We start from the raw sequence: 23,458 nt of genomic DNA on the forward strand, positions 1-23,458 counted from the left end.
ATGAATTTCGACACCATTGCGCCCGCACGCGGCGAGATCGACCCAGCCGGAAGCCGCGCGCCCCAGCAGGCCCACGCCGCGAGCAGCAGCACCGGCCCGGCAGCATCGCCACGCGTGATCCTCACCTCGGCGAGTCCTGCCGAAACCATCGAGCGGCTTGCCGGCAACAAGGGAAGATCGCTCCATCGGCTCGCGAACCTCGGCGTACCGGTGCCGCCCTGGGCGATCCTCGGCACCGACTGCTTTGCGGAGTTCCGCCGCGACGGCGGCCTCGATCAAACCATCGGCGCGCTGCTTGGCGACTTCACGCCGGCGAACGCCGCCGCGATCGCGAGCGCGATCCGCGAGGCCGTGCTGACGTGCGACATGAGCGCCGCGTTGCGCGCCGACATCGCACGCGCGCACGACACCATCGGAGACGGGCCGCTCGCGGTGCGCTCGTCTGGCGTCGAAGAAGACAGCGCGAGCTTCTCGTTCGCAGGCCAGTTCGATACGTTCCTCGACGTACGCGGCCTCGACTCGACGCTCGAGCACGTGCGTCGGTGCTGGGCTTCTGCGTATTCCGAGCGCTCGCTGCGCTACCGGCATCAGCACGGACTCGATATCGTCGGCGCCGGCATGGCCGTGATCCTGCAGCGCCTCGTTCAGGCGGACAAAAGCGGCGTCGTGTTCACGATCAACCCGGCGAACGGCAAGCGCGACGAGCTCGTGTTGAGCGCCGTCTACGGGCTCGGCGAGGGACTCGTGTCGGGCGCAGTCGACGCTGACACGATCACCGTGGACCGCCGCACCGGACAACACAAGCAGGTGGTGATCGGTGAAAAGCGCGAGCGTCATGACGGCCACCACCTCCGCGAGGTGCCGGCCGCGCTGCGCGATACAGCGGCCCTTTCCAATGACGAGATCACGCGCGTCGTTGCGACGGCCTGCACGCTCGAAAGCACGCTCGGCGAGCCGCTCGATATTGAATGGTGTATCGCGGAGAACCAGCTGTGGATCCTGCAGGCGCGCCCGGTGACCACGCCGGTCGCACCGGTCACAACCCAGGCGGGCGAATTCCAGCTGTGGGACAACTCCAACATCGTCGAAAACTATCCCGGCGTGACGACGCAGCTGACGTTCACATTCGCGCAGCACGTCTATACGCAGGTGTTCCGTGAGTTCTCCCGGCTGCTCGCGATTCCGCACCAGCAGCGGCGCGAGATGGATGGATTCCTGGGCTCGACGCTCGCGTTCCTGAACGGGCGCGTGTACTACAACCTGCTGCACTGGTACAAGCTTTCCGGGCTCGCGCCGTTCCAGGACCTCGGGCGCAAGATGATGGAAGTCCAGATGGGCGTCGGCGAGCCGCTCGATCTTGCGAGCTTCGCCGCGCTGATCACGCCGTACACGGCCGGCTCGCGCGCCGGACTCGCCTGCATGCGGGCCTTGAGCGGCGCGAAGTTCGCGTGGCACTTCGCGCGTCTCGAGCGCAACGTCGAGCGCTTCCGCGCGTTCTTTTATCCGGTCTACGACGAGTTCAACGCGCTCGACTATCGCTCGCTTCCCGCAGACGCGGTCTATGCGCACTACCGTCGCTTCGAGCAGGCGCTGCTCGCGCGCTGGGGCATGATGATCGTGCTCGAGTCGGCGATCGGTCTCAGTTACGGCGTCGTCCGGCGCCTGATCAAGCGGTGGATGCCCGGTGCGCCCGACTGGCTCGAAGTGGCGGTCATCGGCGGCATCGACGACATCGAGTCCATCGAGCCGGTCCGCAGGCTGGCCGCGATTGCAGAAGCCGTGCGGGCGAAGCCTCAGGTCGAAGCACTCATCCGCAACACGCCGTCAGCCGAAGCGTATCCGGCGCTGCGCGGCTGCGGCGCCCCCGAGATCGTCGCCGACATTGAGCGCTACCTCGCCGACTTCGCGTACCGCAGCAAGAACGAACTGAAGCTCGAAGAGCCTGATCTGCGCGAAGACCCTGGCGTGCTGTTCGATATGTTGAAGGCCTCGCTCGCGCATGGTGCCGCGTCGATCGATCGCACGGCCAGCGAAGCGCGCATCGAAGCGTTGTTGCGCGAGCGGCTCAATCCGCTTCAGCGCTGGATTTTTGCCCGCGCGCGCAGCCGCGTGCGCGCCGCGATCCGGGCGCGTGAGACCGTGCGCTTTTGCCGTTCGCGTGCGTTCGGGGTCGCGCGCCGGATGTTCCGCGCGATCGGCGACGGTCTCGCCGGCGACGGCGTGCTGGCGACGGGCCGCGACATCTTCCATCTGCGCCTCGAGGAAATTCGGGGATGCTTCGAAGGCACGGTCTCCCATCGCGAGCTGCGGCCGCTCGTCGAGCAGCGCAAGCGCGACGATGCGGCCTATCGCGACATGGATGATCTGCCGCCACGCTTCGTCACACATGGCCCGGTTGCGGCCTGGTTCAGCAAACCGGCGAACCTCGCCGGGCTGCGCGCGGTACCTCCCCACGCCGCCGGCGCGACGCTGCGCGGCACGCCCTGCTCGCCGGGCTTCGCCGAAGGGCCGGCGAAGGTCGTGCGCGAGGCGAACGAGTTCGACGGCGGCATCCTGGTCACCTATCGGACCGACCCCGGCTGGGTACCCGTATTCGCGTCGGCGACCGGGCTGCTGATCGAGCGCGGCAGTCCGCTGACCCATGCCGCGATCGTCGCACGCGAGATCGGGATCCCGACCGTCGTCCAGATTCCGGGCCTCACAACGCGCGTGCAGTCGGGGATGCAGCTCAGGGTCGATGGCCATAGCGGCGTGATCGAACTGGCCGAGCCGACCTGAAATGAATTGCCTGCCCCCTGACCATTGAAACCGCCCCTGCAAAGGAAATCGCCATGTACCGCCTTCTCAACGATCGTCGCGACCTGCCCCATCTGTGGCTCTACATCCAGTGCGCGCTGCTATTCATCCCCGCCGCAGCCGTGCTGTATGGCCTCGGCCACTTTCCCTGGTGGTTAGGCGTTATGTATGTGCTCGTCTGGAACGCGTTCGGCGACCGCTTCACGATGAGCTACCACTGCACGCTGCATCGGCGGCTCTTCAAGAAACAGTACCGGGCGTGCGAGATCCTGCTCGACTGGATGCTGTGTCCGTTGTTCGGTCAGACGCCGGGCACTTTCTATGTCCATCACATGGGCATGCATCACATCGACGACAACCTGCCACACGACCTGAGCTCCACGATGCGGTTTCAGCGCGATAGCGTGAGCGGCTTTCTGCGCTACTACCTGCGCTTCGCCGCGCTGGTCCCACTCGAGCTCACCATCTATCTGTGGCGCTCGCGCAATACGAAGCTGATCAGGCAACTGCTCGTGGGTGAGCTCGTGTTCTACGCAGCGGTTAGCGCGGCAGCCTACTGGAACCTGAGGGCGACGCTCGTGGTGTTCGTGTTCCCGTTCCTGTTCGTGCGGCTGATGATGATGATCGGCAACTGGGTCCAGCACGCGTTCATCGACCCCGATCATCCTGACAACCCGTACACGAGCAGCGTCAATACGATCGACTCGCGTTTCAATGCGCGCGTCTTCAACGCCGGCTATCACATCTACCACCACGTCCGGAAAGGGACGCACTACAGCGAGCTCACGACGGAATTCGCAGCGAATCTCGAGAAGTACGGTCGCGAGGACGCGGTCGTTTTCGATCGCATCGACATCGCGCAGATCTGGCTGCTGCTCGTCACGCGCCAGCACCGCAAGCTCGCAACGCATTTCGTGCGCCTGCCGGGTGCGCCGGCGCGCAGCGACGACGAGGTGATCGCGCTGCTGCGTCGCCGTCTGCAGCCGATCCGCGACTGGACGCCCGCTGCCGAAGCGAGCGCCGAGCCTGCCGCCTGAGGCACGCAAGCCATGCACATCACGCAAGCCACGCGCGCGTTGTCCGCTGCTTCGCTTGATCACTGAAGCCCATTACAGAACCGAGGACCCGTCAACATGGACCAGACGCTAGTCGATGCCGTATCAGCGCTGCCGCGCGGCGACGCTCGAGGCCTCCGCTTTGTCTCCTCGCACGGCGATGAGCACTACTATCCTTACGAGGCGCTCGAGCGCGAAGCGCGCAAGCGTGCGAGAAAGCTCGCGGCACTGGGCTTGAACAAGGGCGACCGCGTCGCGCTCGTGATCCTCGACCCGGAAGCGTTCATCCTGAGCTTCCTCGGCGCATCGTTCGCCGGTCTCGTCCCGGTACCGATATTTCCTCGCGGAAGCCTCAACTTCAGGACCCGCACGCGCTACGCCGAAACCGTGAGTCACATCGTGCGCTCGGCAGGCGCGCGGATGCTGCTCACGTCGAGTGCGGCAAGAGAGACCATCGAGGACGTGCTGGCCGCCGACACCGGCCTCGAACGCATCGTGACCGTTGAAGCGCTGGTCGACGGCGAGCCGCCCGCCTGCGATTTGCCCACGCTGCATCCCGATGACCTGTGCTTTCTGCAATACACGTCGGGCAGCACGTCCCTGCCGAAAGGCGTAATGGTCACGCATCGCAATCTGGTCGCGAATGCCAGGGCGTTCCTCGGACCCCGAGGCATCGATCTGCGCGAGCAGGACGTCTATGTCAGCTGGCTGCCGCTGCACCACGACATGGGGCTCATCAGCGTGCTCGGCGCGCTGATCTGCGACTTGCCTAGCGTGCTGCTGGCAACCGAAGGATTCGTGCGTCGGCCTGGCCTATGGATGGAGGCGATCACGAAGTACGGCGGCACGATCAGCTTCGCGCCGAACTTTGCGTACGCGCTCGCCGCGCGCCGTACCCGCGAGCAGGACCTCGAAGGCCTCGACCTGCGGCGGCTGCGCGTGGCGGGCTGCGGTGCCGAGCCCATCAACGCGCAAGCGCTGCGCCAGTTCAGCGCGCGCTTCGAGCCGGCGGGCTTTCGCGCCGAAGCGCTGCTGCCGTGCTACGGAATGGCCGAGGCCACACTCGCGATCACGTTTCACGACCACGGCCAGCCGATCGTCACCGACATCGTCTACACGTCCGCCCTGGGGCTCGGTCGAGCCATACCGGCCCCGCGTGATACCGGATTGCGCACGATCGAACTGGTCGGCTGCGGCCATTGCTTCCCCGGACACGAGTTGCGGATCGTCGACGAATCCGGGCGACCGTTGCCCGAACGCTGCGTCGGCGAAATCGTCACGCGCGGGCCCAGCATCACCGCGGGCTATTACGGCCACGCCGACGCGACCGCCGCCGCGTACCGCGACGGCTGGCTCCAAACCGGCGACCTCGGCTACCTCGCCGACGACCAACTCTATATCTGCGGTCGCAGCAAGGATCTGATTGTCATTCACGGCTCGAATCACTATCCGCAAGACATCGAATGGGCGGTGGCCGAATTGCCGACGGTGCAAAGTCGCGGTGTCATCGCGTTCAGCGTGATGCGCGACGGCGACGAGACGCTGGTGGTCTGTGCCGAGGGCAAGGCGGCGGACGCCGCGGCGCTGCGGCGTGCGATAGCGCAGAAGGTCGCCGAATGCGCGGGCCTGCAGGTCGGTCACGTTGCGGTCGTGCAGGCGGGCAGCTTGCCGCGGACCTCGAGCGGCAAAGTGCAGCGCCGCCGGACCAAGGCACAGTTCGAAGCCGGCGAGCTGGAGGAACACACGTGAGCCACATGCGCTGGCGCGGGATCATGCTGACGGTGTCAGGCGCGCTCGCGCTCGCCGCCTGTCACGCGAAACAAGCCGAGGTGACGCTGCCGCGCCCGGTCATCGCCGTGGTCGTGCATCGGGACAGCAAGCCCGTTCTCGCGACGCTGCCGGGCGAAGTCAACGCACGCTATGCGACGCCGCTGTCGTTTCGCATCGCAGGCAAACTGATCGAGCGGAACGTGCGTCTCGGCGATACGGTCACGGCCGGCCAGGTCATCGCGCGGCTCGATCCCGACGACGCGCAACGGAGCCTCGCGAGCGCGCAGGCCCAATTGATGGCGGCGCAGCATCGGCTCGGCTTCGCCGAGCAGCAACTCGATCGCGACCGGGCGCAGGCGCAGGAACAGCTGATCGCGATGGCGCAGCTGGAGCAAACGCAGGACGCGTATGTGGCAGCCGTCGCGCAGCGCGATCAGGCGCTACAGCAATTCGCGCTGCTGAAGAATCAGACCGAATACACGGTCCTCACGGCGGACCATGCAGGCGTCATTACCGCCGAAGACGCCGATACCGGGCAGAACGTCGCGGCGGGACAAGCGGTCTACCATCTCGCGTGGTCCGGCACGGTCGATATCCTCTGCGACGTGCCCGAGAGCCTGCTGACGGCGCTGACGGTCGGCAGCGCGGCCAGTGTCTCGCTGCCGGCCGTCACGGGCAGACGCTTCACGGCGCACGTCCGGGAGCTGTCGCCGGCCGCGGATCCCGGTAGCCGCACCTATCGCGCGAAACTGACGCTCGACGCGCCCGGCCCCGAGGTCCGCCTCGGCATGACGGCCACCGTCACCTTCGCCGACGCGGCAGGCGACGCGCAAGCGGACGATCCGATCACGCTGCCCGCCACCGCGCTCTTTCACGAAGGCAACGCGCCGGCCGTCTGGGTCGTTCGGCCCGGCGACCATGCGCTGGAGCTGCGCCGGGTCCAGCTCGGCCGCTACGACGACCGCACGATCTCCATCTCGCAAGGCCTCAACGACGGCGAGCGCGTCGTGCTGCAAGGCGTGCATACCGTCAGCGCCGGCGAGACCGTGCGCGCGGTCGCGCCGTTGCATCCCGAGGACTTCGCATCATGAGAGGGCTGTTCAACCAGGGGTCCGGCGGACCGGGTGGCCCCGGTGGAGCGGGTGGACCGCGGCGGCCGGCAGCAGACGATACGGGCCGCTTCAATCTGTCCGCGTGGGCGATTCGCAACCAGGCGCTCGTCATCTTCGCCGTCGTGCTGGCGACGTTGTTCGGCGTGCTCGCCTATTCCCGGCTCGGACAATCCGAGGACCCGCCGTTCACGTTCCGCGCGATGGTGATCCGGACCTTCTGGCCCGGCGCAACCGCGCGCCAGGTCGAGGAGCAGGTAACCGACCGGATTGGCCGCAAGCTTCAGGAAGCGCCTGATCTCGACTATCTGCGCAGCTACTCGCGTCCCGGCGAATCGCTGATTGTCTTCACGATGAAAGACTCTGCGCCGGTGAACGAGGTGCGCGAGACATGGTACCAGGTGCGCAAGAAAGTGGCCGACATCGCGGATACGCTTCCGCCCGGCGTGCGGGGGCCGTACTTCGACGACGAGTTCGGCGACGTCTACACGAACATCTATACGCTCGCGGGCGACGGGTTCTCGCCGGCCCAATTGCACGACTATGCCGACGAACTTCGCAGCGTACTGCTGCGCGTGCCCGGCGTCGCGAAAGTCGATTATTTCGGCGACCCCGACGAGCACATCACGATCGAGATTCCCAACGCGCAATTGACGCGGCTCAGCATCACCCCGCAACAGCTCGCGCAGGCGATCAATGCGCAAAACGCGGTCACGCCGAGCGGCACGCTGGCCACCGCGTTCGACCGCGTGTACGTGCGTCCGAGCGGCCAGTTCACCGACTTGAAGGCGATGGCCGACACGCTGATCAACATCAATCACCGCCTGGTTCGTCTCGGCGACATTGCAACGATCAGGCGCGGCTACGACGATCCGCCGGTCTCGCAGGTTCGCACCGACGGCCGTGCCGTGCTCGCGATCGGCATCACGATGCAGGCCGGCGGCGATGTGATTCAGCTTGGCAAGCTGCTCGACGCGCAGACCGCCGAATTGCGTGCGCGTCTGCCTGCGGGGCTCAAGCTCGATGAGGTGTCGAGCATGCCGCACGCGGTCTCGCATTCGGTCAACGCATTTCTGGAGGCCGCCGCCGAAGCCATCGCGATCGTGCTGGCCGTGAGCCTCATCTCACTGGGCTGGCGCGCCGGTGTGGTGGTTGCGATCTCGATCCCGGTCGTGCTCGCGGTCACCGTGCTATGCATGGATGGGTTCGACATCGGCTTGCACAAGATCTCGCTCGGCACGCTCGTCCTCGCGCTGGGCTTGCTCGTCGACGATGCGATCATCGCGGTCGAGATGATGGCCGTGAAGCTCGAGCAGGGATGGAGCCGCACAAGGGCCGCGGCGTTCGCCTACAGCAGTACCGCGTTTCCGATGCTGACGGGGACCTTGGTCACGGTGGCGGGATTTTTGCCGATCGCGTTGGCAAAATCGGCCACCGGCGAATACACGCGCTCGATCTTTCAGGTGTCCGCCATTGCGCTGATCGCTTCGTGGTTCGCGGCAGTCGTGCTGATTCCGTTGCTCGGTTATCACCTGCTGCCCGAGCGCAGGCGCACCGCACGCGAGCCTGCTGGGCACGGTGTCTGGCACGCGCTTCGCAAGATGCGCCGGCACGACGACGCGCCGCCGGGCCCGGCCCCGGCGGCGGCGCTCCACGCCACCCGCTTTCATAGCCGCCTGCGTGACTGCATCGCGTGGTGCGTGAAGCGGCGCCTCCTCGTGCTCGGCGTCACGGCTGCGCTATTCGTTGCCGCACTGGCCGGCTTTGCGCTCGTGCCGCAACAGTTCTTCCCGAGTTCCGAGCGGCCCGAACTGCTCGTCGACATGCGGCTGCCCGAAGGTGCGTCGTTCGAAGCGACGCTGCGCGAAGCCGCGCGCCTCGAAAAGACGCTCGCGGGCCGGCCCGAGATCGATCATCTGGTCGACTTCGTCGGAGCGGGCGCACCCCGGTTCTATCTGCCGCTCGACGTCCAACTGACCCAGCCCAACTTCGCGCAGTTCGTGATCACCGCAAAGTCCGTCGGCGACCGCGCGAAGCTGGAGCGCTGGCTCGCCAGCACGCTGCGCAACAGCTTTCCCGCCGTGCGTACGCGCGTTTCGCCACTCGAGACGGGCCCCTCGGTCGGCTATCCGGTGCAGTTTCGGGTAAGTGGAAGCGACCTCGGCACCGTGCGGGAGATTGCGGAAAAAGTCGCGGCGACGATGAAAGCCGATGACCGCACGACGGGCGTCCATTTTGACTGGGACGAACCCGGCGAACGCTCGGTGCGCTTCGAGATCGACCAGCAGAAGGCCCGCGGGCTGGGCATCACGTCAGAAGATGTGGCGAGCTTCCTCGCGATGACGCTGTCGGGCTACACGTTCACGCATTACCGGGTCCACGACAGGTTGATCGGCGTCGACCTGCGCGCGCCCCAGCGTGAGCGCGTCAACCCCGACGAGATCGTGAACCTCGCGATGCCGACGCCGAACGGCTCCGTTCCACTCGGCGCGATCGGACACCTGAACAACGAGCTCGAATACGCTGTGATCTGGGACCGCGACCGTCACCCGACGATCACGGTCCAGTCCGACGTGCGCCGCAACGCGTTGGACATCGACGTGATCCAGGCGATCGATCGGACGCTGGAGCCGCTACGCGCGTCGCTGCCGATCGGCTACCGGATCGAGACGGGCGGCGCGGGCGAGATCAGCGGCAAGGCGCAGGCGTCGGTCATCGCGCAGCTTCCGCTGATGCTGGTCGTGGTGCTGACGCTGCTGATGATTCAACTGCGCAGCTTCGCGCGCGTGCTGATGGTCGTGCTCACTGCGCCGCTGGGGCTCATCGGCGTGGTCGGCGCGCTGCTGCTGTTCGGCAAGCCGTTCGGCTTCGTCGCGATGCTCGGCGTCATTGCGATGTCCGGCATCATCATGCGCAACTCGGTCATTCTCGTCGATCAGATCGAACGCAATATCGCCGCGGGCCACGCGCGCGTCGATGCGATCGTTGGCGCAACGGTCCGGCGCTTCCGCCCGATCATGCTGACCGCCGCGGCAGCGGTGCTCGCCCTGATCCCGCTGCTGCGTTCGGCCTTCTTCGGACCGATGGCGACCGCACTGATGGGCGGCATTACGTGCGCCACCGTGCTGACGCTGTTCTTCTTGCCCGCGCTATACGCGACGGCGTTCAAAGTGCGGCACGGCGAACGCGGTGTGCAAACCGCGACCCCGACAGTCGGATATACGTGGAGTTGATCGTGGCTACAGAGTGCAACCCCGTTGTCGGGCCGGCGCCGGCGAGCGCGACGCATTTCGCCGGCGCGCCGGGTCGAGCGCGTGCAGCGGCGATCCATGGTTGGCGCGCGGCGCTCGGTGCGGCCGCAGCGATCGCACTTGGCGCATGCTCGTTCGGTCCGAGTGGCCAGCCGCCTGCGATGCCCTCTCCCGCCCATTACGGCGTCGAGCCCCAGCCCGCGCAAACGGTCGCGGCGCTCGGTGTCGCGCAGCGCTTCGCCACCGGCGCGCAGCCTGCGCCGCAATGGTGGCGGCTGTTCGGCTCGACAGAGTTGAATGCCCTCGTCGAAGAAGGCTTGCGCAACAGCCCGACGCTCGCGGCCGCCGACAAGCGCCTCGCCGCGGCGCACGAACAACTGCGGGGCCAGCTCGGCAGCTCGCTGCTGCCGTCAGTCGACCTGATCGGGCAGGCATCGCGCGGGCGCGATCTCGGCATTCCGGTTCCCGGCGGCCCAAATACGCTGCTTTACAACCAGTTTGTCGGCGCAGTCCAGGCGCAATATACGTTCGACCTGTTTGGCGCGGTGCGCAAGGCCAACGCGGCCCAGTCCGCGCGTGTCGACATCGAAGCGTATCAACGCGAAGCCGCGCGGCGCGCACTGGCCACCAACATCGTCACGGCGACGATCGAGGCGGCGATGTTGCGTGCCCAGATCGATGCGAGCGAGCGATTGATCGCGCTTGCGGGCGATCAGGCTCACGATACCGAACGGCATTACCAACTCGGATCGCTGCCGCACGCCGACGTGTTGACTGCACGGCAAAGCATGGCCACGCTTGCGGTCAGCGTGGCCGAGCTGCGGCAACGGCTGACCGTGACAAGGCATGCGCTTGCGGTGCTGCTTGGCCGCACGCCCGACGCGGCGCCGCCCGAGTCCGATCTGGCGAGCCTGCACTTGCCGCAGGACCTGCCCGTCGTGCTGCCATCCGACCTGTTGCGCGCGCGGCCCGATATCGAGGCTGCCGAGGCGGCGCTGAAAGCCGCCGCAGCCGACGTCGGCGTCGCAACGGCACAGCTGTTTCCGATCCTGTCGCTGTCCGCATCGATGGGGCAAGGCGGGTTCAGCTGGCCGCTCGCGCTGTCGGGCGCCGGCGCGATCTGGGGCATCGGCGCGACGATTTCGCAAGCGCTTTTTCATGGCGGCGCGCTCGTCGCACAGCGGCGCGCGGCAATCGACGCCTACGGGGCCGCCGTATTCGAGTACAAGCAGACCGTGCTGGCGGCGTTCGAAAACGTCGCGGACACCCTCGCGTCGCTCGAACACGACGCGCAGGCACTCGAGGCCGCGAGCGTCGCTACCCGTGCTGCACGCGAGACGTTCGATGAAGTCGCGTCACGCCACCGGCTCGGCGCGCTGCCCGCTTCATCCGCCCGCGGCGGCGAGCAGCAGTACCAGGCTGCGAGGCTCGAAGAAATCCGCCTGATCGGCCAGCGCCTGACCGATACGGCAACGCTGTTTCAGGCGATGGGCGAGTTGCCGTCAGGCAGCAACGAGAGATCCGACCATCTGGCCGGCAAGTGATCAGCCCGCCGCTCCCGACAGCGCCCGATTGCGTTCAGCCTGCGGGGCGGCGGGGAACGCCGACAAGGTAAGTGAGACCGAGCGGCGATCCGTGCACCGGCTGCGTGCCGATGTCCCATTCGAAGCTCTGCTCGTCCGGGATACTCGCCACCAGCTCACGCAATTCGTCGGGATCGTAGATGCGCAGCATCGAAACAATGCCGTCAAACAGACACAGCAGCGGGATGGCCGGGAGGACATAGGTGAGCAATAGTCGCGACCAGCGAAACGGGCGGATCAGCGGAGTCAGCGCGAGCATCATCAGCGGCATCAGCAGGATGAACACGATACCCAGCAGGCGGTGGTCGGCGCCCTCGACGACGACGATCGCGCGGCGCTTCATCACCGCATCGGCGAGGATCGCCCGCGCATCGTGTGGCCGAAAATGGTGGAAAGCATTGAACATCGTGCGCACACCGTCGAATCTCGACGGCACATCCATCGCATCCACCGGTTCGCTTACATAAGTGACGCGGCCGGTCGACCCGGCAGATACCCGCTCGTGCGCGGCGCGGTTGGGATAGAAGTCTGTCAACTGCACCGTCACGCATCCGGACTGCGCGAGCAACGGTGCAAGTGTCTGCCACGGGCCGCCGCCGCCCGAGCAGAGATCGACGATCCGGTCGCTGCCGACCCGCCGCATCGCGTCGCGCAGCTTGACCGCGATGACGTTGAAGCCCTTGTGGGCATTGGCCAGAAAGTGCAGCCAGTCGGTAGCGCCGTCACGGACGGCCCGTGGGCACCACGGCTCGTCTTCGATTTCGAGCAAATGCAGGCGTCGCATGATCACGCGGGCAACCGAGGCAACTGAAGACCGGCATATTCCATAACGCACCCCTGCAATGTGAAACCCAAACGAGTCAACGCGTGGGCTTTTTAACGATGTCTGTCGACTATACGGCAAGGCATTCTGTTCGGGAGACGAATCCTCCACCGCTCATGGCGCCCGCAGAGGCAACCGGGGCTGCCGGGATCGACAACACAAACCTTGGCGATTCGAGTATCTCGCAGTACGCTAAGAATGCGCGTGATAGTTGGTTCGGCGATGCGCGGCGGTGCTGTTCGATGGCGCGCGTTCAAGCGTGCAAGCGGAGGAAAGAGATGGCGGTGAGCCCGATGGCCATGCGCTTCATCGCGCTGTGGTCTAGCAGCGGCGGCGTGGATGGCGAAGCCGTCTACGCGGACCTCGCGCGTCTTTATACCGAGCCGACACGCCATTATCACACGCTGCGCCATATCCACCGCTGCCTGAACAATCTCGATTCGACGCATGACGCCGTTCCGCATCCCGACACTGTCGAACTGGCGCTGTGGTGCCACGATGTGATCTATGTTCCGGGGGCCGGCGACAACGAGCAGCGCAGCATCGAGTGGTTTCGACGCTGGGCGAATGGCCGCATCGCGTCAGACGATCGCATCTGCGAAATGATTCTGGCGACCCGGCATACCACTGCGCCGACCCTAACCGATGACTGCTTTGTGGTCGACATCGACCTCGCAGTCCTCGGCGGTGAGCGTCAGTGCTTTTGTGAAGACGGGGCGCGGTTGCGGGCCGAGCGTCCCGACCTCGACGATCGCGCATATGACGCTTATGAACGGACGGTCCTCAGCAATTTTCTCGCCCGTCCTCGCATCTATTACACCGATCTATGCCACGCGCTCTGGGAAACACGCGCGCGTGACAATCTGCTGTGGCGGCTGGATCGTGAGCTGCCCTGGAACGTCCGCAGCGTCTGACCCGCTGCTGGCGCGACGTCGCCGTAGGTGGTTTGCGCGGCTGGGGTTGCGGCCAGTCCATTAGCTATGCGTACCAAGGCAACCCGGTTCCCATGATGTCGTATGGCGCGATCATTGGCTTGCCGATTGTCAGGTTATAGGCGCGACTACGCGTAAATCTCCGCGACCACGCTTCAAACGACTACCCGGTCGGCCGTTCTACGGTTAAGCATTCGACTTCGCGAACGCGCCGCCACCCATCGGCTCGTCCCATTCGCCCTTGGAAGCGACAGCACGAGGCAAGTGCCGCTTCTCACAGCACATCCGAGGCGGGTCTCAACTTATCCGCAATGTGTCCGCAAGCAATGCAACAGAGTGCGAGGCCAGTCGGTGAACGTCCTCTACATATTTGCTGCCACGTTGTTGATACTGTCAGCACGCTGTTACGGTGAGGCGGCCAGCTATCCGCCATTGCCGGCGCTCAACCTCGATATCTCGCAGACGTCAGTCTCCGGCCTGTCGTCGGGAGGGTTCATGGCGGTGCAACTGGCCGTCGCATATTCGTCGATCATCAAGGGTGTGGGCGTCGTCGCGGCCGGTCCGTATTATTGCTCGCAAAACAACCTTCTGATCGCCATGTCCCGGTGCTCGTGCACCATCCAGCCGGCGAGCGCCTGCCGGGTGTCGGCCGACAGTGCCGACGTGCCAAAGCTCGTCTCGGTGGCCAGGACACTATCGGCCAATCACATGATCGACGACGTCGCTGGTATCGCGAGTCAACGCATCTTCACGATCTCGGGGGCGCAAGATGCGACCGTGCCGTCGCCTGTCGTCACCCAGTTGCAGCAGTTCTATGCGGCGCTCGGCGTGCCGGCGCAGAACATGGCGCACTCCGAAATCACCGACGCAGGCCACACCATGCCCACCGTCGACTATGGAGCGGCCTGCGCAAAAAGCGAATCGCCGTTCATCGGCAAATGCGATTTTGATGGCGCGAAGATGATACTGGGCTGGATCTACGGCCCTGCTCCGCTCGCGCCGCCCGCTGCAGCCAAGCCACAGGGACGCTTCATCCGCTTCGATCAGAGCCGCTATCTACCGGCGAACCGTCCAGCGAGCTTTTCCTGGACGACGGGGATGGACACCACCGGTTGGCTCTACGTCCCGAGCACTTGTGCTACCGGCGCCTCTTGCCGGCTGCACGTTGCACTGCACGGTTGCGAGCAGGGTCAGGACTATGTCCCGCTCGACTCGCGGCCTGGCCTCTTCTTTGGCACCACATTCGTCCGGCACGCTGGCTATGCGCAATGGGCGGACAACAACCGGATCGTGGTGCTATATCCGCAGGCGGTATCGATTCCTGGACTCAACCCAAACGGATGCTGGGACTGGTGGGGTTACACCGACAGCCATTTCGCCGACCAGCAAGGCATTCAGATGCGCGCGATCAGGAACATGATCGAACAGTTGACGTCGGGCGCCCGACATTGATCGGCTGAAAGTACTGCTTGTGCGGCATCGGCAGTTCGATCGTTCACCTCTTTCCGCATCGCCCCTGGCTCTCACGTGGAGACGATGCGGAAAGACCGGGCAGATTCGTGCCCGACATGGCTCGTTTGCGTGAGCTAAATCGGATGGACAGGAGGCACTTATGTTGGCAACCAAAGTCGGGCTCGTCGACACGACGGGTACGGTCGATACTCAAACGATGGCCGCGGTGGCTGCGGCGCTCAATGTGCAGGTGACACGGGATTTGCCGAAATACTGGCCGGTCAGTGCCTCGGTCTCGTATCTGGCCGATCCAAAGAAGATCCCCCAGGGCGTCTGGCCCGTCCAGCTCGTCGAAAGCCTGCCTCCGGACGAAGGCGGCTTTCATATGACTCGCCATCACCAGCCGTACGCGAAAGTCATCGTCACGCCGGGCAGCGAAGAATGGGCAGTCGATGCAAGTCACGAAACCATAGAAATGCTCATCGACCCGAATGGCAACCGGCTACAGACTTCGAACTCGATCAAGATCGCAGGCGGAAAGATTCAGGATGGCACGGGTCGATTCGAATATCTGGTTGAGGCCTGCGATCCGTGTGAAGCCGACGCCTATACCTACACGATTGATGGCATAGCGGTGTCCGACTTCATTACGCCGCACTTTTATGACCCCAATGTCACCCCGGACGCCCGGTACAGCTTCACGGGAGCAGTCCAGCATCCGAGACAGATTCTGCCGGGTGGCTACATCAGCTGGGTGGACCCGGCAACCAACGAGATGCAACAGATTCTCTGGGTTGATCCGGATCAACCACCCGTCCTGCGCAATCTCGGACAGGCAACAGGAGGGAGTTTGCGTCTTTTTATCGAATCCCAGACCTATCACGAGAGCCGCGAAAAACGTGTTGCACTGAAGCCGGAGGTGAAGGCAGAACGAGCAGCCTATCGGGAGGCGTTAGCCTCCGCGGCTAAGGCGCGCGCCAATCACTATAAGTAAATCCCCCCGTATTTCCCGGGGACCGCTCTCGCAGAGCGCCAAATGCGAGGGCGCATAAACGCTCGCCGCTCTTCTTGCGACGAGTCCCTCGCTTTGGCGTGCGGGTTGCCGCGGCTTTGGCGTCAGCCGCACTTTCGGGGCGATCCGCCCGCTGTTCCATACGATCGCTTGCGGCGATCGATGCCGTTCGTTAAACAACCATTCGAGATCTTTCAGCTTGCTCATCGGCTCGCGGTCTTCAAAAGATCAAGGGTATTACACGGCTCCACCTGGAGTCTGCGTCGTATTGGATTACAGGAAGCAGTGTCAAGCAGCCTGCGCTGGCTCGTACTGCTCCCGCCCACTTGAAAACTGCATCTGTGATAAGGCAGTAAGTCGACCAGTCGCTGCCGACTCGACGCATTCCGGAAGGATCGTTCGAGATACTCCTTCATCCGCTGATATTTCATGAAAGCACGATGGGAAGTGGGGTCTGGTTGACGGAATAAATCCGACCTGTCAGCCGTTTACGATATTGCGGAGCCTCATATCAGCAGGCGCCGCCGACGTCTTGCCGGTGATAGTAGAAACGCCTCATTTTCAGTGGCTCCATGGGCCGGGCGCCGGATGCGTCAATCTAATATTCAGTACAAACGGAGATACGCGCACGGGGTATCTAAACAAACTCAACGATACAGGGGGACGGTCCGGCGCGGGTCCCAAGTGACCCGCCCGGCAGGCAGTAAGGCGGGAGGCACATCATGAACGGGCGCAGGCTTTGTAAGGTTGCCTTGGCACTAGTGGCAGTGGCGACGATGGCTGCCGGCGGTCCGACGCTGGCCGGCGATCGTGGCGGCGGTGGCGGCATGCACGGCGGCGGCTTTCACGGTCATGATGGCTTCTTCCACCATGACGGTTTTCACCATGGGCACGGGCACGTGACCTTCATAGTAGGCGGTGGCTGGCCGGGCTGGTGGGGATATCCATACTACGGCTGGCCATACCCAGATTCCTACCCCGGTTACTACGCGCCCGCGGCGCAATACGCGGTGCAATACATCGAGCAAGGCGATGGGTTGGACGGTACGTCGGCGAACGCATGGTGGTACCGCTGCGACCAGCCCAGTGGCTATTACCCGTACATCAAGGGCTGTCCGGGCGGCTGGCAAACGGTACCGGCCCAGCCGTCGCCGTAATGCGGAGGTACTGATGAAGCCGCGTTCCGTTCCCCTGCTGATGGCGGCCGCGCTCGTTGTGGCCGCCTGTACGGCGATACCGTCGGGCCCCAGTGTGATGGTGCTCCCGGGCAGTACCAAGAGTTTCGACCAGTTTCTCGGTGATGACCACGACTGCCGCCAGTTTGCGCTCGGCCAGGTCGGCGGCGTGAGCTCGCAGCAAGCCTCCAACACGGCGGCGGTCAGCAGTTCGGCGGTCGGACCCAGTCATTCAAGCGACTCAGGATACGGCGCACAGTACCAATACGACACCGCCTACATCCAGTGCATGTACGCGCGCGGACACCGGGTCCCGGTCTATGGCCAGATGCTTGCGGCGCCACCCGCGACTCCACCTGCCAACTACAAGCCCTACTTCCCGCCGCCGGTACCGCAAGGGTCCGCCCCCTGAGCGCTCTGGCGAAACTTCAAAGCGGCTTTGTGGAATGGCCGAGCGGCAGCAACTGGCCCGAACTTCGCCATCCCGACGTGTCATCCCGATTGCGGCGGCAATTCGCTGAGGTAACGCCCGAATACGGTCAGGTCGCCGATTCGGGGAGACGTTTGATATCGAGTGTCTCCTCGTCGAACTGCACGAGTGACTCACGCTGCGCCACGCTGACGATCGCTCCTTTGTGCAGTCGTTCTGTGAGCAGGTGATACAGATGCGCTTCAGTTTCGCTGTCAAGCGCACTCGTTGCCTCGTCGAGGAACACATAGTCTGGCTTGTGCAGCAGCACACGCGCAATGGCCAGCCGCTGCTGCTCGCCCGGGGAAAGAATGCGCCACCAAGGTTCCGATTGCTGAAGGCGGTCTGCATAGCCTTCGAGCCGGCACGCACGCAGTACCTCGTGGCACTCGTCGTCGCTAAAGGTATCAGCCTTCGCGGGATAGGCAAGTGCGGCCTTCAAGGTACCCGCCGGCAAATAGCTCCGCTGGGGGATAAACATCATGTGCGCGCCCACTGGGGCATCGATTAAACCATTGCCAAACGGCCAGAGACCTGCGAGCGCGCGCAAAAACGTGCTTTTCCCTGAACCCGACGTCCCGCGGACAAGCCAGCGCGATCCAGGCTTCACTGCGATGTCACGCACATTCCCAAGCGTTCTGCCGTCTGGCAACGCAAGAGAGAGGTTGCGCGTGACGAGCTGGTTCTCATCGACATAGTGCAGATTGATACCGCCATGCTCGGTGGCCGGCGAGACAGACTCCTTCAGATGGGATTGCTGCATGACCCGCTCGAATTCGCTCAAACGGTTGACCGTCGCACGCCACTCGGCGAGCGTATCGTAATTGTTGATGAACCACGAGAGTGATTCGCTAACCGAGCCGAATGCGTCCGTGATCTGCATCAGCGTGCCGAAACTTACCGCGCCTGCGAAATAGCGGGGCGATGCTACGATGATCGGAAAAATATCGGCGACTTGAGCATAGAAGTTGAGCACGAAGCTGTAACGCTTCGTATACTTCATGAAGCGCCACCAGTTTTCACGAATGCGGGCGAAAAGATCGTTGGCATTCGATTCCTCGGTTTGCATGCCATCGTAAAATGCAATCTCCTCGGCGTTTTCGCGCAAACGGATCAAGCCGAACCGGAAGTCTGCCTCGACGCGCTGCAACTGGTAGTTGATCGACACGAGCGGGTGACCGATCCTGTTAGTCACGAGTGCGCCGACGATCGCATAGACGATCGCTGCCCAAAGCATGTAGCCCGGAATCTGAATGGATGAAGAGCCGACCATAACAGTCAAAGCACCCGCCGTGCTCCACAGGACGATGGAGAACCAGACCAACGTCTCGACCGTCGAGAGCAGATCGAGCGTGAGAGAAAGGGTTGTGGTCGTGAACAGGCTGAGGTCAGCGGCGATACGCTGGTCTGGATTGTCGGCAAGCCGATCGCGCTCGACTCGATAGAAGATGCCGCCGCCCAGCCATCTGTTCAGATAGCGGCGAGTCAGCCACTGGCGCCATCGAAAGCCAAGCATCTGACGCAGATAGCGGTTGTACACCGAGAGGATGATGAACGCGAACGCGAGTAACGCAAAAATCAGCACAAGTTGCGGAAATTCGCGTACGTTCTTGCTTTCCAGCGCGTCGTAGAAATCGCGGCTCCATGTGTTCAGGCGGGCGTTGATGCCTACCATCAACAGGTCCATTGTGACGATAGCCGTCAGCAGTCCCCACGCAGTGCCGCGTTCCTCGGACACCCAATACGGCTTGATCAGACTCCATGCTGAGACATGGTCGAGTTGCTCAGTCGCAAGGCCGGATGGTGTGTTGGTCATGAGCTTACCCTTGACGCAAAGCAATCGCGGATGGAGTAAAGCAGAAATATCCGATACGGCCTGCGCCTCGGACTCCGTAACTCACCACTTGCACTCAGCTTTTCGCAGGGCGCAACGGCTCAGACTGTTCAAGGGTTATTCACCGCCTGCCCCCACGCATTGCGGCAAGCTCAAGATCCAACTAAGGGCAGCCATCGAATAACCCTTTACAATTGCGGCCGCTCACTTGCCACGAGCGACACACATGATCCGACCTGGAGGCAGGATTGGAGTCGGTCACTATGAAGACGATTTGATGACAAGCTCCTCAGATTGCCTCTACAAGTCAGTGCTATCAGGCGCCAATCTACCTCTCATTCAGATAGTTCTCTTCCAAAAACCTGGACCTGAAATTTTGTGGCGGAGTGAGAATGTCTGGCCGACCCTCTGGCGTAAAGTCCATGAGATTCCAATACGGCCACACGGTGTCAACATGATTCGCCGACAATTCAGTTCCCCAGAAATGGAAGATCTTTCCATCCTGCTTCTTGAATACATGCATCACGGGCCATTGCATGTCATCGGAGTCCCCCTGGCATTTGTAATCGACCTGATAGGCAGACTCCGATCCGGAAACCAGCGCGATCTGCGACCATCCACGCTGTTTGGCCCATGCATTGATTCGATCAGCCGGGGCTTTGGCAATTGCTGCAAACGCCGCGTGTTGAGTGACCTGATACCAGGTGCGATCAAACCCATCGACCAGCGACGTACAGGAAAGGCAAGGATTGTCCCAGTTCGGACCAAACATAAATGAATAAAGGAGCAGGGTATTTTTGTCTCCAAATAGCTCGGAGAATTTCACGCTCTTCCCTACTTTGCCATCGTTGGCCCATTGGAACACGTAGTCCTCTTTTAATTGCCCACCTAGAGGGAGATTGCGGCGTCTTGTTGCCACCAATTTTACTTTGTCGACAAGCTCTTGTTCGTCTTTAAGCAATAAGTCACGCGCATCGCGATACTGTCTGCTTTCGTTTGGATACCGTAGATCGCTCATGTTCGTCTCCTACTGGAGCATTTTGGCTCCCTTGCTCTCCGGACACATCAAATCGCATAACGTAGCCCGCAGGGCAGGAAGGTCCAATTCCAGTGTACTCCAGGGACTATCACGAGACGGTGAGAAAGTCGTGGCCAGCAGTGCCGACCTCGTTTTCAATACGATCGTCCCGCCCGCCCTCACGCCGTTCTTTGAGGAACTCTACAACTCCGGCTTCCAGAAGCGTGGCGGTAAGCTTGTCTGCACCTACTTCGACGAGAACTTCCTCAGTCCGGTGCCCGCCTAGCAGGTCGAAGGTCTCTACGGCTGCCTCGACTATTACCAGGAGGTCGACGATCCGTTCAGCCGCGATCTGCTCGCCCGCTATAACAAGCTGTTCCTCGGCAACGCGCAGGTCACCGCAGGTGGCGCCGGTCGCAGAGCATCTCCCTTTGCGGCGGATGATGTCCTGTCCCGGTATCGAACACGTGGACCGCACATCCCTCAGGATGCGGGGGCTGGTAATTAACGGGTACAAACATATGAGCGCGCTGGTATGTTCGTTCTCCGATGAGCGCTGCGATTCGTTCGACCCGCCACGGGGAAAGGGGGTGAGATGCCTCGGATTGGCGAGTGCGACACGCCTGAACGAGTGTTTGTCCCGGCCCACATACGCTTGAAAACGTGTTGGCCACGCTACGACATTCCGCCCGATACGCATCTCTCAGGACCGCTGAAATGCGCGCCAGACAAAGATTGCTGCAATGTGGCATGGACTCTGCCTTACACCACGTCCAGCCGTAGCACGCCTCGCCCATCCACCGAACCCGGATGCCCCCGCCCCGGATGCACGCCTGGAACCCACGTGTCGCGCTTGCTCGTGCCGATACGCAATCGACCAGATCACCGACCGGAGGACATCATGTTCATCTACCTTTTCCTGCTGCTGAGAAAGGCGCTCGATCGCGCCGAGCACAGTCGCCGCGACGCGTACCTCGCGTCCGCCGTCGACATGGGCGAACTTGAACGCCGCATGCGTTCAATGGAGATTGACCGCTGAGGTGACAAGCCAACGCATCCTCCATTGAACGATCCGGATGCCGGAGCATGCGCGCCGGGGTCCTGATCATAGTCAGCCGCCGGCGCCGGGCCGATAGTGGAGACTTCCCTCGGCCCGGCATCCGCGTGCCCAACTCCTGAGTTCTGTGAAAGCCATGAATAGCACCATCGCATCGCAAGTCTTCTCTTACGCAACGACGGTCATTGCCCTGCATTGCTCCGGCTCAGGAGCGGCACAATGGCGCAAGCTCGGCGAGGCGCTCGGCTCGCGCCACGCGTTCGTCGCGCCCGAGCACTACGGCTGCGATAGCACGGGCCCGTGGAGCGGCGAGCGCGCGTTCACGCTCGCCGACGAGGCCGCGAGGACCATCGGGATCATCGACGCCGCGCGTGGCAAGGTGCATCTCGTCGGCCACTCATACGGCGGTGGCGTGGCGTTGCGCGCGGCCGTCGAGCGGCCGGAGCGCATCGCGAGCCTGACGCTTTACGAGCCCTCGGCGTTTCATCTGCTGAAGGTGATGGGCGCGCACGGAGCGCACGCGCTTGCGGAAATCATCGCGATATCGAAGCGCACCGCCGACGGCGTGAGCCGTGGCGACTATCGGGGCGCGGCGGCTTCGTTCGTTGATTACTGGGGCGGCCGCGGCGCATGGGAAGCGCTGCGGCCCTCGGTGCAGGCCGCGCTCACGCGCTGGGCGCCGAAGGCGCCACTCGACTTCCGCGCGTTGCTCGACGAACGCACGCCCACAAGCGCGTACACGAGCCTGAGTGTGCCGGCGCTGATCTTGCGCGGCCAGCACGCGCCCCTCCCGACGCGCGCGATTGCTGAGCGGCTGCCGATGCTGCTGCCCGCCGCGCGCCTTGCAATCGTCGAGGGCGCGGGACACATGGGACCGCTCACGCACGCCGACAAGGTCAACGCGACCATCGTGCGGCATATCGCCGAGTCGGAAACGGCGGCTTGGGCGGGTCGTTTGGGTTAAGCGGGGTTAAGCGACAGGCACGTACACCTGTCTATGGTTCTCAACGCGGTCCATCATCCAGGGAGCAAAATGCGCAAGCTATTCTTCACGACAGGATCGCCTTTCGCCCGCGCCGTCCGCATCGTGCTCGTCGAGAAGGGGCTCGATTTTGAGCGTGTAGAGACCTTCACGACGCCCAGCGTCGAAGAGCGCGCGAAGATCGCGCCGACTCTACAGGTCCCGACCTTGGTCGACGGCAACCTCACTCTTTGGGATTCCGCCGTGATCATCGATTACCTCATGTCCAGCTATCCATGTTTGCCCGCGCCGGAAGGCATGGAGCCCCTCGCGACCGACTACGTGCGCGCGGCAAACTGGCACGATAGGCTCGTTCTCGCCACGCTGCAGACCTTCGGCGTGTCGACGACGACGGTGTCGCAACTGCAATGGTCTGGGGTCCGGCATGAAGAAAATGGCCATGCCACCCGATGCGCCATTCGGAACCAGCATCTTCTCGACTGGTTTGAGGCCCAGCTCATCGGCACTGACGGCGCATTCATCCCCGGTGTGATCTCCGCGCAGGATATTTTGCTCACCTGTTTCTGTCGGTTCATTGAAACACGCCCATTGCGATTGTCCTGGCGCGCTCCGGGTCGACCCAAGCTCGCGTCATTGGTCGAGCGAATGGAAAGACGACCCTCTTTCCGGCAGGAAGCGGCACTTTGGTGGGAGCCTGGGATGACGTATGCCACTGCCGCCGAGGTGGAATGGGCAAGACATAAAACCGTTCATGGTGGACCCAGCTTCAGCGAATGGGCATCGCAGTCTCCCGGCTGACACCGGGCTTTGACGACGATCGAATGAATTGGTACGGCCAAACGAGCAAAGAGAGCCCAATTCGTGTGCGAGGACGCCTTCCTTCCCATGTGCGGCTGAAGTGGTGAGCCGCACATGCGGCTCGAACGCCCCTCCGGTTCGCCGTCCGCGGGGCGCGTTAGGCAGAAGTCGGCCACGAAAAGACAGTCGTCCGGCGACAGCGGGTGGCCGGTAAAGGCGGGCGGATTCAACCGGTGGATGCAATAGTTTGCTGGAATCGTTCGGCGGGCGTCTCGTAGTCCAGTGTCTTTCTCGGACGCTCGTTCAATCGTCTTGCCACGGCATTGAGTTTGGCCTGCGAAT

Annotated in this window: 19 protein-coding genes; 14 read left to right on the forward strand and 5 right to left on the reverse strand. The window is 63.4% G+C overall.

Translation table 11 applies throughout. From position 1 onward, the window contains the following. The 6 genes from FVF58_RS39140 to FVF58_RS39165 all read left to right on the forward strand — a co-directional run bounded on the left by FVF58_RS39140 (position 1) and on the right by FVF58_RS39165 (position 11,525). Positions 1-2,778, forward strand: a complete 2,778-nt coding sequence (locus FVF58_RS39140) for a phosphoenolpyruvate synthase (protein ID WP_149675027.1) — start codon at positions 1-3, stop codon at positions 2,776-2,778. A gap of 53 nt (positions 2,779-2,831) precedes the next feature. Next, the gene (locus FVF58_RS39145; RefSeq protein WP_149675028.1) at positions 2,832-3,833 is read left to right on the forward strand and encodes a fatty acid desaturase; all 1,002 of its coding nucleotides are present in this window, start codon (positions 2,832-2,834) and stop codon (positions 3,831-3,833) included. A 96-nt stretch (positions 3,834-3,929) separates the two neighbouring features. Continuing rightward, the gene (locus FVF58_RS39150; RefSeq protein WP_149675029.1) at positions 3,930-5,600 is read left to right on the forward strand and encodes a fatty acyl-AMP ligase; all 1,671 of its coding nucleotides are present in this window, start codon (positions 3,930-3,932) and stop codon (positions 5,598-5,600) included. A gap of 5 nt (positions 5,601-5,605) precedes the next feature. After that, positions 5,606-6,712: an efflux RND transporter periplasmic adaptor subunit gene (locus FVF58_RS39155; protein WP_149675043.1), complete on the forward strand. Its 1,107-nt coding sequence runs from the start codon at positions 5,606-5,608 to the stop codon at positions 6,710-6,712. Further along, positions 6,709-9,963, forward strand: a complete 3,255-nt coding sequence (locus FVF58_RS39160) for an efflux RND transporter permease subunit (protein WP_246217389.1) — start codon at positions 6,709-6,711, stop codon at positions 9,961-9,963. Before FVF58_RS39155 ends, FVF58_RS39160 begins: the two co-directional genes overlap by 4 nt. Positions 9,964-10,142: 179 nt before the next feature. Continuing rightward, a complete protein-coding gene (locus FVF58_RS39165) occupies positions 10,143-11,525 on the forward strand; it encodes an efflux transporter outer membrane subunit (RefSeq protein ID WP_425469008.1) in 1,383 nt (460 codons plus the stop codon). A gap of 34 nt (positions 11,526-11,559) precedes the next feature. On the opposite strand, the gene FVF58_RS39170 is transcribed toward FVF58_RS39165, so the two are convergent. Then, a complete protein-coding gene (locus FVF58_RS39170) occupies positions 11,560-12,333 on the reverse strand; it encodes a class I SAM-dependent methyltransferase (RefSeq protein ID WP_246217391.1) in 774 nt (257 codons plus the stop codon). A gap of 332 nt (positions 12,334-12,665) precedes the next feature. Between FVF58_RS39170 and FVF58_RS39175 the strand changes: the two genes are divergently transcribed. The 3 genes from FVF58_RS39175 (at position 12,666) to FVF58_RS39185 (ending at position 15,765) form a co-directional block, all read left to right on the forward strand. After that, a complete protein-coding gene (locus FVF58_RS39175; RefSeq protein WP_188131073.1) occupies positions 12,666-13,301 on the forward strand; it encodes an HD domain-containing protein in 636 nt (211 codons plus the stop codon). 369 nt (positions 13,302-13,670) lie between these two features. Then, complete coding sequence (locus tag FVF58_RS39180) at positions 13,671-14,771, forward strand: extracellular catalytic domain type 2 short-chain-length polyhydroxyalkanoate depolymerase (RefSeq protein WP_246217392.1); 1,101 nt, start codon at positions 13,671-13,673, stop codon at positions 14,769-14,771. Positions 14,772-14,931: 160 nt separating this feature from the next. After that, positions 14,932-15,765 (forward strand): hypothetical protein, encoded by an 834-nt coding sequence (locus FVF58_RS39185; protein WP_149675031.1) that lies wholly within the window; start codon positions 14,932-14,934, stop codon positions 15,763-15,765. Positions 15,766-16,541: 776 nt separating this feature from the next. Here the strand turns inward: FVF58_RS39185 and FVF58_RS54335 are convergent. Further along, the gene (locus tag FVF58_RS54335) at positions 16,542-16,670 is read right to left on the reverse strand and encodes a hypothetical protein (RefSeq protein WP_281291339.1); all 129 of its coding nucleotides are present in this window, start codon (positions 16,668-16,670) and stop codon (positions 16,542-16,544) included. Here FVF58_RS54335 and FVF58_RS39190 point away from each other — a divergent pair. Together FVF58_RS39190 and FVF58_RS39195 are read left to right on the forward strand one after the other, a co-directional pair. Then, positions 16,611-16,940, forward strand: coding sequence for a hypothetical protein (locus tag FVF58_RS39190; protein ID WP_246217393.1), 330 nt, complete (start codon positions 16,611-16,613; stop codon positions 16,938-16,940). The two genes, FVF58_RS54335 and FVF58_RS39190, sit on opposite strands and share 60 nt — an antisense overlap. 13 nt (positions 16,941-16,953) lie before the next feature. Then, positions 16,954-17,370, forward strand: coding sequence for a glycine zipper family protein (locus FVF58_RS39195; RefSeq protein WP_149675033.1), 417 nt, complete (start codon positions 16,954-16,956; stop codon positions 17,368-17,370). A 127-nt stretch (positions 17,371-17,497) separates the two neighbouring features. On the opposite strand, the gene FVF58_RS39200 is transcribed toward FVF58_RS39195, so the two are convergent. The 3 genes from FVF58_RS39200 to FVF58_RS51855 all read right to left on the reverse strand — a co-directional run bounded on the left by FVF58_RS39200 (position 17,498) and on the right by FVF58_RS51855 (position 20,796). Next, the gene (locus tag FVF58_RS39200; RefSeq protein WP_149675034.1) at positions 17,498-19,243 is read right to left on the reverse strand and encodes an ABC transporter ATP-binding protein/permease; all 1,746 of its coding nucleotides are present in this window, start codon (positions 19,241-19,243) and stop codon (positions 17,498-17,500) included. A 346-nt stretch (positions 19,244-19,589) separates the two neighbouring features. Then, entirely contained in the window at positions 19,590-20,279 is a 690-nt protein-coding gene (locus tag FVF58_RS39205) for a DUF899 family protein (protein ID WP_149675035.1), read from the reverse strand. 109 nt (positions 20,280-20,388) lie between these two features. Then, positions 20,389-20,796 (reverse strand): hypothetical protein, encoded by a 408-nt coding sequence (locus FVF58_RS51855; RefSeq protein WP_188131074.1) that lies wholly within the window; start codon positions 20,794-20,796, stop codon positions 20,389-20,391. 384 nt (positions 20,797-21,180) lie between these two features. On the opposite strand from FVF58_RS51855, the gene FVF58_RS39215 reads away from it, so the two are divergent. The 3 genes from FVF58_RS39215 (at position 21,181) to FVF58_RS39225 (ending at position 23,116) form a co-directional block, all read left to right on the forward strand. Further along, a complete protein-coding gene (locus tag FVF58_RS39215) occupies positions 21,181-21,318 on the forward strand; it encodes a DUF3563 family protein (protein ID WP_149675036.1) in 138 nt (45 codons plus the stop codon). Positions 21,319-21,472: 154 nt separating this feature from the next. Then, the gene (locus FVF58_RS39220; protein WP_149675037.1) at positions 21,473-22,300 is read left to right on the forward strand and encodes an alpha/beta fold hydrolase; all 828 of its coding nucleotides are present in this window, start codon (positions 21,473-21,475) and stop codon (positions 22,298-22,300) included. Between the two features lie 69 nt (positions 22,301-22,369). Continuing rightward, the gene (locus tag FVF58_RS39225) at positions 22,370-23,116 is read left to right on the forward strand and encodes a glutathione S-transferase family protein (RefSeq protein ID WP_149675038.1); all 747 of its coding nucleotides are present in this window, start codon (positions 22,370-22,372) and stop codon (positions 23,114-23,116) included. Positions 23,117-23,458: the final 342 nt, after the last annotated feature.

It is taken from the genome of Paraburkholderia panacisoli, from assembly GCF_008369935.1.
In the GTDB taxonomy this organism is placed as follows: domain Bacteria; phylum Pseudomonadota; class Gammaproteobacteria; order Burkholderiales; family Burkholderiaceae; genus Paraburkholderia; species Paraburkholderia panacisoli.

Coding starts and splice junctions, on each gene's coding strand:
- FVF58_RS39140 (WP_149675027.1), top strand. CDS start 1: ATGAATTTCGACACCATTGCGCCCGCACGCGGCGAGATCGACCCAGCC.
- FVF58_RS39145 (WP_149675028.1), top strand. CDS start 2,832: ATGTACCGCCTTCTCAACGATCGTCGCGACCTGCCCCATCTGTGGCTC.
- FVF58_RS39150 (WP_149675029.1), top strand. CDS start 3,930: ATGGACCAGACGCTAGTCGATGCCGTATCAGCGCTGCCGCGCGGCGAC.
- FVF58_RS39155 (WP_149675043.1), top strand. CDS start 5,606: ATGCGCTGGCGCGGGATCATGCTGACGGTGTCAGGCGCGCTCGCGCTC.
- FVF58_RS39160 (WP_246217389.1), top strand. CDS start 6,709: ATGAGAGGGCTGTTCAACCAGGGGTCCGGCGGACCGGGTGGCCCCGGT.
- FVF58_RS39165 (WP_425469008.1), top strand. CDS start 10,143: ATGCCCTCTCCCGCCCATTACGGCGTCGAGCCCCAGCCCGCGCAAACG.
- FVF58_RS39175 (WP_188131073.1), top strand. CDS start 12,666: ATGGCGGTGAGCCCGATGGCCATGCGCTTCATCGCGCTGTGGTCTAGC.
- FVF58_RS39185 (WP_149675031.1), top strand. CDS start 14,932: ATGTTGGCAACCAAAGTCGGGCTCGTCGACACGACGGGTACGGTCGAT.
- FVF58_RS39190 (WP_246217393.1), top strand. CDS start 16,611: ATGCACGGCGGCGGCTTTCACGGTCATGATGGCTTCTTCCACCATGAC.
- FVF58_RS54335 (WP_281291339.1), bottom strand. CDS start 16,670: ATGGTGAAAACCGTCATGGTGGAAGAAGCCATCATGACCGTGAAAGCC.
- FVF58_RS39195 (WP_149675033.1), top strand. CDS start 16,954: ATGAAGCCGCGTTCCGTTCCCCTGCTGATGGCGGCCGCGCTCGTTGTG.
- FVF58_RS39200 (WP_149675034.1), bottom strand. CDS start 19,243: ATGACCAACACACCATCCGGCCTTGCGACTGAGCAACTCGACCATGTC.
- FVF58_RS39205 (WP_149675035.1), bottom strand. CDS start 20,279: ATGAGCGATCTACGGTATCCAAACGAAAGCAGACAGTATCGCGATGCG.
- FVF58_RS39215 (WP_149675036.1), top strand. CDS start 21,181: ATGTTCATCTACCTTTTCCTGCTGCTGAGAAAGGCGCTCGATCGCGCC.
- FVF58_RS39220 (WP_149675037.1), top strand. CDS start 21,473: ATGAATAGCACCATCGCATCGCAAGTCTTCTCTTACGCAACGACGGTC.
- FVF58_RS39225 (WP_149675038.1), top strand. CDS start 22,370: ATGCGCAAGCTATTCTTCACGACAGGATCGCCTTTCGCCCGCGCCGTC.